We start from the raw sequence: 10,169 nt of genomic DNA, 5'->3' as shown, positions 1-10,169 counted from the left end.
GCGTTTGCGACAGCGTTGCGTAGCAATAACGGCATAACGAACCGTTTCGTTGCTATTGGATTTGAAGTGACTGGGGTAGGTTGATTGTCGGAAGGGATCCCAATGGGCCGGTTGTTTGTCAAAATCTGCGGGATCACCCGTCAGGATCAGGCGGAGGCCATTGCCGCGTTGGGGGTGAGCGCTCTTGGGTTTATTGCTGTGCCCAATACGCCTCGCTATTTGCCCCTACAGGAAATGGCCCGCTGGGTGGGATCTCTGCCCGGCCCTGTGGAAAAAGTGGGGGTCTTTCTGGATCAGGATCCCCGCGTCATCGCCGCCTGGGTGGAAGCGGTGGGCCTCACGGCCATCCAGTTGCATGGCCAGGAATCCCCCCAGGATTGTCGGCAGTTGGGGGAATGGCTGCCCGGGATCCGCCGCATCAAGGCCTTGCGCATTCGCCACCCGGCGGATCTGGAAGGGGCCAATCTCTACCGAGACTGTGTAGAGGGGCTGCTCTTGGATGCCTATCACCCCCAACAGGCGGGTGGAACGGGGCAAACCCTCAATTGGCCGGAACTGGCCCACCGATCCCTGCCCTTGCCTTGGCTGCTGGCCGGTGGGTTGAAACCGGACAATGTGCGGCAGGCCCTCAGCCACCTTCAGCCCAACGGCATCGATCTCTCCAGCGGTGTGGAACGCCGGCCAGGCGATAAAGACATCGACAAAGTCCGGCACCTGTTGCAGCAGCTCCGCTCCCAAGGGTGGGAGATCGCTTCCGGGTGGCCACTGACACATGATAGGCCGGATCCCTAGCGCAGGGACTGAATATCCAACCCCGGCTCAAACATCAGTTCTTTCACTTCTCCAAACCGGCCCATCACCCCAAGCTCCCGGTCGTTAAAGGTCACCAACACACCGCCCGCATTGCCGGTACGCAAAACAATCGATTGCTCCGCTTCCCAATTCAACTCGGCCCCTGGCTGTAGGGTAGCCTCGAAAACCGTTTGCCCATCGGCAATGACCCGCAACCAGGAGGGGCGCTCGACAACGCGGATGTCCAGACGCACCGGCTTGCGCCCCACTCCCCCTGAGTAGGCTTCCAATATCTCGGGAAAAACGCCTTGAATGCGCGTCCATTGGTCAAGGGTGGGAAACAGTTGGCGGGCCGTAGGCTGAGCTGCCGGCAGGGTGCGATCCGGAGAGTTGGCAGCAGGGGGTTGCTGGCCGGATCCCTCTCGGCCAATCCTCGGCAGGCTCACCAGCCAACGCCCAAAGGGATTGCCTGTGCCTTCCAAAAGAGCCGATAATCCCCCCACTGCCAGCACGACCAGCACCACATAGGCGACCCAAAGGTGGAGAGGGCGCAGGGCAAAGGCGGTCTGCCCACCAGCAGCCAGAAGGGGAGCAGATCCAGGGGGCGTTTTGGCCGATAGAAGTGGAAGAGCCTGCCGAGACAGGGCTTCGCCATCCAACCCCAAATAGTTGGCATAGTGCTTGAGAAACCCTTGCACATAGACCGGCTCCGGCAACCGGCTCAAATCGGCTTCCTCCAGCGCCTGTAGATACTGGGAGCGAATAAAGGTATCGTTGGCTACTTCGCTTAACGTCAGGCCCCGTGCCTCCCGTGTTTGCCGCAGCAGGGATCCCAGGGCTTCCAATCGCGTTAGCGGGACGGAGTCCTTAGAGTGTGCTGACTCTTGCATCGTTTGGTCACCTGTGGAAGAGAGGAAGCTGGTTTACAAGCAGCCCCAAATTGTCAGCAGACAAGAAGATACAGCCGCAAGCCGTTCTGTCCTTTTCTCCCCGTACCCAACATTATGAAGAAGGACGGGAAGAGAAAAAAGAGGCGATCTTGGGCAGAGCTGAGCTGTCGGCGGCGGCAAACGGGGCCAGCAAGGCCTGCACCTCTTGGGGATCCAACTGGCGGAACTGGCCTGCCCTCAGATTGCCCAGACGTACTGGGCCGATGGCTTCCCGATGCAAGGCCAGCACCGGATGCCCAAGCTGCTCTGCCACCCGCCGAATTTGTCGGTTGCGTCCCTCAAACAAAACTATCCTCAGCCAGGAGGAATCGGGATGCTTTCTCTGCCCGGAATCGGGGGCAGAACAAAACTCCACTTCCGCCGGCAGAGTGGTGTACCCCCCTAAGTCTACTCCGTCTCGCCACTGTTGCAGGGTGGCCTGGCTCGGATGTCCCTGTACCTGGACTCGATAGGTTTTGGGCAGATGGTAGCGCGGATGGGTTAGCTTCAGTGTCAGGTCACCATCGTTGGTGAGCAGCAAAGCGCCACTGCTATCGACATCCAGTCGGCCCACGGGATAGAGGCGGATCTGTCGGTTCCAGGGTGGGGGAAGCAGATCCAGCACTGTCTTGCGTCCCCAGGGATCCTTACAGGTGGACAAGACCCCCAGCGGCTTGTGCAGAAGCAAAACGTGGCGGGCCGGATCCCTGCAAGAGATTGGCCGCCCATCCACCTCGACGCAATCCTGTTCCGGATCAGCCTTAAAGCCCAGCTCGGTGACCACTTTCCCATTCACCCGAATGCGACCCGCCAGGAGCCAGGCTTCCACCTGGCGACGAGAGGCCAAGCCCTGCTGAGCCAAAAGCTTCTGGAGCCGTTGGGGTTTTGCCATGGGGATTGAACGGCAAAAGCAGCAACCGAAGCTGAGGGTGCTAGGCAGCGGAGTCTTCGGGATTGGAGAGCCGGTCGGGCAAATCGACGGCATTGGGGGGCAACAGCAGCATTGCCGACTTCGACCCTGAGCTATCTCCTAAAGAATAGCTGAGGCCACAATCAAATTCTTCTGCCAGCCGGCAGACTTCCTTGAGATCTCCCACCGACCAGATGCTCCAACTGCTGCGAATCTGGTTATCTACCCACACTTCCACACGGTTGCCCTCGATGTGAATGATGCGCTTGGGGTTGATTTCTGAAACGCGGCCTGTAGACTCAGCCAAGGCCTCCGGCCCGCTGACGCCAACGGAAGATTTTTGCCTCAAAGCCCCCAGAGCAGCCATTAACTGCGGCAGAGCCAGTAAAAGGTGCTGAGTGGCTTGTTGGGGTTGCCCTTTCAAGCAGGAAACCAAAGCTTCGGCAACACTCTGGTTCAGAGCCTGCAGAGCTTGGAGAGGGGTGGCACCTGCCAGGGCGGGATCCGGTTGCAGTGGGCTTTGAACATCCATGAAAAGGCAGAAAAGGCATGGACAGAAACTTTACAGCCCTTTCGCAGGTTCGCTACAGCGACGCTGATGCCTTCGCGTTATCAGTGGGCGGCACTATTGCGACTCCCAGTTGGGATAGAGCGCTCTGGTGGTCGTTTAGGCGTGCCGCAGGCATTGATCCTGTTCAGGTAACCACGGGAAGGGCTGTGTAGTTTCTTCAGCCTAACAAATCCAAAAACTTCTCGGTGAGAAAACCTGGCTTTGACATTGTCCGCGTCGCCGCGAAGCCGTTGGCCATCAGGGTAGATTCTTTGCTCTCTTGTGCACAGCAGGCTGAGCTTTAGCGCAGATCCCCCAAGGTGGCACGAAAGTGGGCAGCCATTGTTGTTTGCTCAATTGTCTTCTTCACCCCCGGCGGTGTCCTCCATCGTTTCCTCAACCCCGGGCTCCTCCTGTTGTTGAGCCTCGGCAGGCGGTCTCAGTTGGTTGAGCAGGGTCAGAACCCGGGATCCCCGCTCCAAAGAGCGATCCTGCAAAAACACCACCGTCGGCACCCGTCGCAGGCCGAGGCGCTGGCCAATTTCCCGCCGCACGAAGGGAGTGGCAGAGGCCAGCCCCTCCATGGTCTGCTGCTGGGCCGCTTCATCGCCATAGATGCTGACGAAGATGCGGGCATTTTGCAAGTCATTGGAAACCTCGACATCCACAATGCTGACCATGCCCGCCCCCACGCGGTCATCTTTGATCTCCGAGAGCAGGATTTGGCTGACCTCCCGTTTGATCAGCTCGGCTACCCGTGCCACCCGTCGCGCTGTCGCCATTTTTGGATACCTAGGTTACCGCTCATCCGCAAACCGGCTCTGGCCGGTGTGGAGCAGAGTCCTCGTCGGCTCGATCCCCAGAACAGTAGCCGATGCTACGAGCATCTCTCTCTTCTACCTTTATCTTGAATCCATGTCCACCTTGCCTTGAGTATGAATACCTAAAGCCATCGATGGATGGATGGAGACGTGATGATCAAGACGCCAGAGGCCCTGCGGCGCTCCATTGAGCAGTTTATGCTGAATGTCACAGAGCCGCTTGACCCCTTGCTCTCCCTGAAGCTAACTCAATTGGTGGTGATGTTGGGGGATACAGCTTATGCAATGGGGTACAGCGATGGCCAACAAAAGCCAGATGAACGCTGCCGCTATTGTCCCAGCCGGCTGCTCGACCGTCCAGAGCTTTGACAGAGCCCTTTAAGGTTCTTCATAGTCTAGCTCCTGGCTGTCCGGGAGGGGGGAATGAGTTGAAAGGGGTGGTGGGAACCGGCCAAGATGGGATCCCGTCCCTCAGTAGCCTATGACTTCCCCGGTTTTGATTTGGCACCGTCGCGATCTGCGGCTAGCAGACAACACAGCCCTACACGCGGCGGCGCAGCGCAGCCCGCAGGTGGTGCCGGTTTTCGTTTTCGACCCGCAGGTTTTGCAGCGGGCGGATATGGCCCCGGCCAGGGTGGCGTTTCTCCTCCAGGCATTGCAGGAGCTGCAGGAGCGCTACGCCCAGATGGGGATCCCGCTCCTCTGGCGGCGGGGGGATCCGGCGGTGGAGCTGCGGCAGTTGGCCACCGAGCTGGGGGCGCAGGCCGTGTTTTGGAACGAGGATCTGGATCCCTTGGCCCGGCAGCAGGAGAGTCAGGTGCGGGCCAGCTTGACGGAAGCCGGGATCCTGTCTTTTTCTTACCAAGATATGCTGCTGCACGGTCCGGGGGAAGTGGTGACCCAGGCGGGGGATCCCTACTCGGTTTTTACCCCTTTCTGGCGCCGCTGGTCCAGCTTGCCTAAGCCGGATCCCTTCCCCACTCCCAAGGAGCTCCAGCCGCTGCCAAGCCTGAAAGCTCAACCTCTGCCCAGCTTGGCGGATCTGGGCTTTGTCTGCGAGCAGCGGATCCCGGCGGCAGGCGAGAGGGCAGCTCAAGCGCTGCTGGAGGATTTTTGTCAGGGCCTGCGCATTTTGGACTACGAGCAGGCCCGCAATTTTCCGGCTGAACAGGGTACCTCTCTCCTCAGTCCCCACCTGTGCTGGGGAACCATCGGCATTCGTCAGGTGTGGCAGGCCACGCGGGAGGTGGAAGCAGAGGTGCGCAGTGAAGAGGCCGAAAGCAGCCTGCAAACTTGGCGGCAGGAGCTGTGCTGGCGCGAGTTTTACAAGCATGTCCTGGCCCACTGGCCCCACGTGGAGAGCGGCGCCTACCGACGAGCTTTTGATGCGCTGGAGTGGGGCAACCGGCAGGACTGGTTTCAGGCCTGGTGCGCCGGGCAGACGGGTTACCCCATCGTGGATGCGGCCATGCGCCAGCTCAACGAGACCGGCTGGATGCACAACCGCTGCCGCATGATCGTGGCCAGCTTTCTGACCAAAGATCTGCTCATCGACTGGCGCTGGGGAGAGCGCTACTTTATGCAGAAGCTGGTGGACGGGGATCTGGCCGCCAACAACGGCGGCTGGCAGTGGAGCGCCGGTGTGGGCACGGATCCCAGGCCGCTGCGCATCTTCAACCCGGCCACCCAGGCGGCCCGCTACGACCCGGAAGGGGAGTACATCCGTCGCTACCTGCCGGAGCTGGCGGGGCTAGATACCCCGGCTTTGCTGTGGGTGGGGGAGGATCCCAAGGGATCCTGGGCCCTACAGGAGCGGCGGCGCTGCGGCTACCCGGATCCCATCGTGGATCACAAGGTGCAGCAGCAGGAGTTCAAGCGGCGCTACCAGGCGGTGCAGCAGAGGCGTTCTCAGCCGGCCCAGGGCAGACTATCCACTCTTTCCTAGCTCTGGACAAGACGTGGCAAGGACTTCCCTCACCCCCAACCCCTCTCCCTCAGGGACTCCCTCACCCCCAACCCCTCTCCCTCAGGGAGAGGGGAGTTAGAGCAGCGCGTTCGCGACAGCGTTGCGTTAATGACTTATGGAAATGAAAAGGGGATCGCCTGGATCCCCTCGGTCTTCAGAAGTTCGGAGCCAATGCCGGGTTGCCTGAGACTACGGCTTCAGCTCGCTGGGGATGCGCTCCCCGAAGAGAACTGTGTAGAGAATGCGGTAGATGTCGGTGTTCAGGATCCCGGTGGTGGGCACCAGCTCTTGGGCGTTCAGGCCCGCCGCGCGGGCGATAACTCCACTGCCGGCGTCGTCTCCAGTGGCCCACGCCACCGCAAAGGGGCGGCGGTTGCCGTTCTTGTCGGGTGCTGAAACAAATGGCTTCGTACCCGTGCCCTCGACGCCATCGATGGGGGCGCCGCTTTCTTCGGGGTCAGTGGGGGGCAGCGGCTCATCGGCAGACTCCACATCCACCAACTGCATCCCGCCGGCGTTGCTGTCGCTGGTGGTGATCATGAAGGTTTTGGGATTCTTCTCGATGAAGTTAAGAATTACCCCAATGGCATCGTCAGCCCGCTTCATGGCCTCCAGGCAGCCGGAAGCATTGAGGTTGTTGCACATGTTGTCGGTGCCCTCTTCCTCAATGACGGCGAAGAAGCCCTTAGGATTGCGGGAGATCCGCTCTAGGGCAAACTGCGTCATCTCGGCAATGGTGGGTGCGCTGGCGATGTAGTTGGGCAAGTTTTCTTTGCGCAGCTCTTCTTCAGGTTTGTCGTAGAAGGTGTCCTCTACGTTGAACACCCCCAAAACCTTGGCGGCATCCGCCGGCAGCTTCAGCAGCTCGTCGCGGGTATAGACGACGGCATACCCTTTTTTCTTGGCTTCCTCGATGAGGTTGCGGCCATCCTTGCGCTTCCCTTGGCCAAAGCGCCCCTGGACACCTTCCGGCAGCAGCCACTCCTCACCGGCCCCCAGGATGATGTCTACCCCCGACTCCACCACTTCCAGGGCAATCTCCTCGTAGTCGCTGCGCTTGGGAGCTTCAGCCACAAAAGCAGCCGTCCCCGGCTCGATGATGGATCCCGACTGCACCAGAGCCGTGCCCAGGCCTGCCTCAATGGCATCTTCCATAATTGTGTTCAGGGTGCCGTTGGCCGAGGGATACTCTTTGCCGTCGGGATCCAAGCCAAAAGTCGCGCCATGCACGCGAGTGCCTGTGGCATGCGTCACCGCCCCGCCGTTGGAGGTTCCACCCAACAGGTCAAGGTGATGGCCACGATAGGTGGTGATGACAGGCAGGCGATCCCAGTTCAAGAAGCCATCCGGGCCGTAGTGGAGAATGCGGGTGATGTCCCAGTGGGAGGCCGAAGTGCCATCGGGGTGGAAAAAGATCGCCCCGTTGCCGGTCGGCTTTGGCGCCGCCTGGGCCAGGCTAGAAAAAAGGGAAGAGGACAGCAGGCACAGCGTTGCGGCCAAAGCTGCCCTCAGAGAATAGTTACGCATAGTAAACCTGCCCTTGCTTGTTCAAGGCTGAACGTCAAGAAAAGTAACACAGCCTTGGAGCACTTAGCAAGGGCTAGGCTAAACCTGAGGGCAGAGCTCACTTGTAGCGATGGCCTGCCGCCCCAGTCTATGGCAGGGTCTATACCTAGAGTTAACTATCTCTTAACCCCTTCATAATGTCAAGGCTTCTCGTAGAGCTCTTGGGAGACTTGCGCCAGGACATAGCCGTCTTCCGGTCAAGCGGCTCTTTTGGGGGCAAGGGAGGAATTTTGGGTCTGCCAGGCCTGCCTAAGCTGTCTGAGGCATTGTTGCCAACGCTGCAGTTCCCCGGCTGCCAGCGGGATCCCGCCAAAGCGCACCTCCAGGTAGCGCTGCAGGAACTGGATGGCCAGCTCGGCCTGGGGCAAATCGGAGTGGCGCAAGTGTTCTAGGCAGGCTTCCGGCCCCAGGTGGGCTGGGATCCCCACTGCCGTCGCCAGCTCCCGCAGTTGGAGGTAAAGTCTGGAGATGGCCTGGCGGCGCCGCTGCGATTTGGGCAGGGCCGTCGGGATCCAGCGCATGCCGGCAAAGGCCAGACTTGGCAGCAGGATCCCGATCATCCAGGTGGGCCATTCTGGGGGCGGCTGCCACAGGGATCCCATCACCACTCCATTGCCAAGTGTGGCCAAGAGGATCCATCCCCCATCCCGCCAGTGCAAAGCCTGGTAGCGGCGGCGGCGGCCCCAGTAGGCCGTGAAGCCGGTGATCAAAATCACCCCCAGCAGCGGCAGGCTGTTCTGTTGCAGCCTTTGCCCCCAGCCCACCAGACCGCGACGGAAGGCGGCGGCAACATCCTCTCGATCGGAAGAGACCGCTACTGCACTGGCGATCTCCTGAATCTGCCGCCAGATCTGCCGCTGGGTGGATAGGTCGTACTGGATGACGTACTTAAACCAACGGAAGCGCAGGCTGTCGTAAAAATCTTGCAGGGGATCCCACCAGCTTTGCCGCTGGCTAACATTGGCCTCTGGCGGCGTGGCGTCGAAGAGGATCCATCCATAGGGGCCAAAGGGGATCTCCGTCCAAGAATGGGCATCGGCGTTGCGCACCGCCAGGTACTTTTCCTGCGCCACCCAGCGCCCGCCCAAAAAGCCATTGACCACGCGGGCCGGGATGCCAATGCTGCGGGCCAGCACCGTCAGGGCGGTGGCAAAGTATTCGCAGTGGCCGCGGCGGTGGGTAAACAAAAAGGCCTCCAAAGGCGGTTCGGCCCCGGGATCCGGCAGATCCGTGGTGTAGGCGTAGTTCTCCAGCAGGTAGTTCTGCAGAGCTGTCGCCTTGCCAAAGACATCGGGGATCCCGGCGGTGATCTCCTCTGCCAAGGCGGGAATGCGCGGATCCAGATCTGCCGGCAACTGCAGGTAGGCTGCCTGCTGGGCTGAGTCAAGAGCACTTAGCAACTCCGCCTGGCCGAGCTGGCGCAGGCGGGGCCCCAGATCGCGGGGGATCCAGCTCACGGCGCGGTAGAGATAGGGCAGCCGGGGGGGCAGGGAATGGCTCACATCCCCGCTCTCGTGCAGGAGCAGGCGGCGAGTTTGCCGTTGCCATGCCTGCTGAGGGGTCATCGCCCCCCCCCGATCCAACCACTCCACCTCCAGCAGCGGCGCCACCCCAAAGACGGTGTTGGTGGCCAGCGGCTCTAGGTAGATAAGCTGCTCCAGGGGGAGGAACTGGAGGTCGCTAGCGGTGGGGATCAAGGGGGAAGCCGAGAGGGCAAAGACCCCTGCTGCAGTGGGGAAAATCGGGATCGCGCGGTTCAGCGTCCGCGACCAAGCCCGCCCGTCGTAGCGATCAAAGCTGATCCCCCGCCAGTAGAGGGACTCCACCTGAGGCGGCACCCCCGCCGGGAACTCCACCCGCATAACAACAGTGCTGTCGGTCTTGAGGGTGCCGAACTCCCCCAGGCTGACTTCCTCGGCAAAGCCAGTGGTCATCACCGGCGAGCGGGCCTGCCGGCCTAGGAGCCCCAAGCTAAGGCGCGGAAAGAGGAAAAACAAAACCACCGCGAGAAGGGTTGCCAGCAAAGCCAGGGATCCAAGCAACCCCAGAAAGTTGAGGTCGATCCCGCGGACTTGGGTGGCCGCCTGGGGGTGCTGCTCCGCCTGCAGGCGCAGGTGATAGAGGGTGAGGTTAACCAGCCCCACCCCCACATACAGCAGGAATAAAAACCCAAAGCTGATGTCCTCGTTAAAGAGGGTGGCGATGGCCATCAAAAGCAAAGATAACACCGCCAACTGAATGTGGTCGGCTGCCCGCTCCCGCTGAAACAACTTGGCCCCCGTAAGGTAGAGCACCAGGCCTATGGCCCCATCCGAAAGCGGCAGCACGCCCGCAAGCACCAGGGCCGCCAAGCTGACCAACACGCTCACCGTCAGGGGCATCCACAGGGGCGCATAGCGGGCAAAGCTAATGCGGGGCGGCTCCCAAAACCAACTGGCAGCCCCCGCCGCCAAGCAGAGGGCGATAACCGCCGGCGACAGGGCCTGATCCCCAAGGCAGAGGGCCGTAAAGGCAATCCCCACCAGCAGGTAGATGAAGAGCTTTTGGACGGCAAGCAGTGGCCAGGTCATGGGCTAGGTTGCTTCGGGATCCCTCAAGTGGCCCTTCCAAGATAGCCAAGTCTTTCCTCTTCTCC

Annotated in this window: 9 protein-coding genes and 1 pseudogene; 3 read left to right on the top strand and 7 right to left on the bottom strand. The window is 60.8% G+C overall.

The genetic code is table 11. The annotated features are described in order from the left end of the window. Positions 1 to 102 precede the first annotated feature (102 nt). Complete coding sequence (locus NW853_RS01175) at positions 103 to 792, top strand: phosphoribosylanthranilate isomerase (protein ID WP_414347247.1); 690 nt, start codon at positions 103 to 105, stop codon at positions 790 to 792. Here NW853_RS01175 and NW853_RS01170 read toward each other — a convergent pair. The 5 genes and pseudogenes from NW853_RS01170 to rbfA all read right to left on the bottom strand — a co-directional run bounded on the left by NW853_RS01170 (position 789) and on the right by rbfA (position 3,963). After that, positions 789 to 1,451, bottom strand: coding sequence for a DUF4115 domain-containing protein (locus NW853_RS01170; protein ID WP_414347249.1), 663 nt, complete (start codon positions 1,449 to 1,451; stop codon positions 789 to 791). The genes NW853_RS01175 and NW853_RS01170 overlap by 4 nt on opposite strands. Continuing rightward, positions 1,449 to 1,682: pseudogene (locus NW853_RS01165) on the bottom strand (helix-turn-helix domain-containing protein); the annotation flags it as partial. The gene NW853_RS01170 and the pseudogene NW853_RS01165, both read right to left, overlap by 3 nt. Positions 1,683 to 1,794: 112 nt before the next feature. Beyond that, positions 1,795 to 2,613 (bottom strand): pseudouridine synthase, encoded by an 819-nt coding sequence (locus tag NW853_RS01160; RefSeq protein WP_414347244.1) that lies wholly within the window; start codon positions 2,611 to 2,613, stop codon positions 1,795 to 1,797. 40 nt (positions 2,614 to 2,653) lie between these two features. Next, entirely contained in the window at positions 2,654 to 3,163 is a 510-nt protein-coding gene (locus NW853_RS01155) for a hypothetical protein (protein ID WP_414334856.1), read from the bottom strand. 371 nt (positions 3,164 to 3,534) lie between these two features. Then, positions 3,535 to 3,963 carry a 30S ribosome-binding factor RbfA gene (gene rbfA, locus NW853_RS01150; RefSeq protein WP_414334855.1) on the bottom strand — a complete coding sequence of 143 codons (429 nt, stop codon included), beginning with the start codon at positions 3,961 to 3,963 and terminating at the stop codon, positions 3,535 to 3,537. 192 nt (positions 3,964 to 4,155) lie between these two features. Here rbfA and NW853_RS01145 point away from each other — a divergent pair, with 192 nt between their 5' ends. Then, entirely contained in the window at positions 4,156 to 4,371 is a 216-nt protein-coding gene (locus tag NW853_RS01145) for a hypothetical protein (RefSeq protein WP_414347243.1), read from the top strand. Positions 4,372 to 4,483: 112 nt separating this feature from the next. After that, positions 4,484 to 5,947 carry a cryptochrome/photolyase family protein gene (locus NW853_RS01140; protein ID WP_414347241.1) on the top strand — a complete coding sequence of 488 codons (1,464 nt, stop codon included), beginning with the start codon at positions 4,484 to 4,486 and terminating at the stop codon, positions 5,945 to 5,947. Between the two features lie 210 nt (positions 5,948 to 6,157). Here NW853_RS01140 and NW853_RS01135 read toward each other — a convergent pair whose 3' ends face one another. Then, positions 6,158 to 7,495, bottom strand: coding sequence for an alkaline phosphatase (locus NW853_RS01135; RefSeq protein WP_414334852.1), 1,338 nt, complete (start codon positions 7,493 to 7,495; stop codon positions 6,158 to 6,160). A 236-nt stretch (positions 7,496 to 7,731) separates the two neighbouring features. After that, positions 7,732 to 10,104 carry a DUF3488 and DUF4129 domain-containing transglutaminase family protein gene (locus tag NW853_RS01130; protein WP_414347238.1) on the bottom strand — a complete coding sequence of 791 codons (2,373 nt, stop codon included), beginning with the start codon at positions 10,102 to 10,104 and terminating at the stop codon, positions 7,732 to 7,734. Positions 10,105 to 10,169 lie beyond the last annotated feature (65 nt).

Source organism: Synechococcus sp. H55.11 (genome assembly GCF_047462475.1).
GTDB lineage: Bacteria > Cyanobacteriota > Cyanobacteriia > Thermostichales > Thermostichaceae > Thermostichus.
Note: the sequence above shows the minus strand (reverse complement) of the source record. Positions and strands in the feature narration are given on the sequence as shown.

Coding starts and splice junctions, on each gene's coding strand:
- NW853_RS01160 (WP_414347244.1), bottom strand. CDS start 2,613: ATGGCAAAACCCCAACGGCTCCAGAAGCTTTTGGCTCAGCAGGGCTTG.
- NW853_RS01155 (WP_414334856.1), bottom strand. CDS start 3,163: ATGGATGTTCAAAGCCCACTGCAACCGGATCCCGCCCTGGCAGGTGCC.
- NW853_RS01130 (WP_414347238.1), bottom strand. CDS start 10,104: ATGACCTGGCCACTGCTTGCCGTCCAAAAGCTCTTCATCTACCTGCTG.
- NW853_RS01135 (WP_414334852.1), bottom strand. CDS start 7,495: ATGCGTAACTATTCTCTGAGGGCAGCTTTGGCCGCAACGCTGTGCCTG.
- NW853_RS01145 (WP_414347243.1), top strand. CDS start 4,156: ATGATCAAGACGCCAGAGGCCCTGCGGCGCTCCATTGAGCAGTTTATG.
- rbfA (WP_414334855.1), bottom strand. CDS start 3,963: ATGGCGACAGCGCGACGGGTGGCACGGGTAGCCGAGCTGATCAAACGG.
- NW853_RS01175 (WP_414347247.1), top strand. CDS start 103: ATGGGCCGGTTGTTTGTCAAAATCTGCGGGATCACCCGTCAGGATCAG.
- NW853_RS01140 (WP_414347241.1), top strand. CDS start 4,484: ATGACTTCCCCGGTTTTGATTTGGCACCGTCGCGATCTGCGGCTAGCA.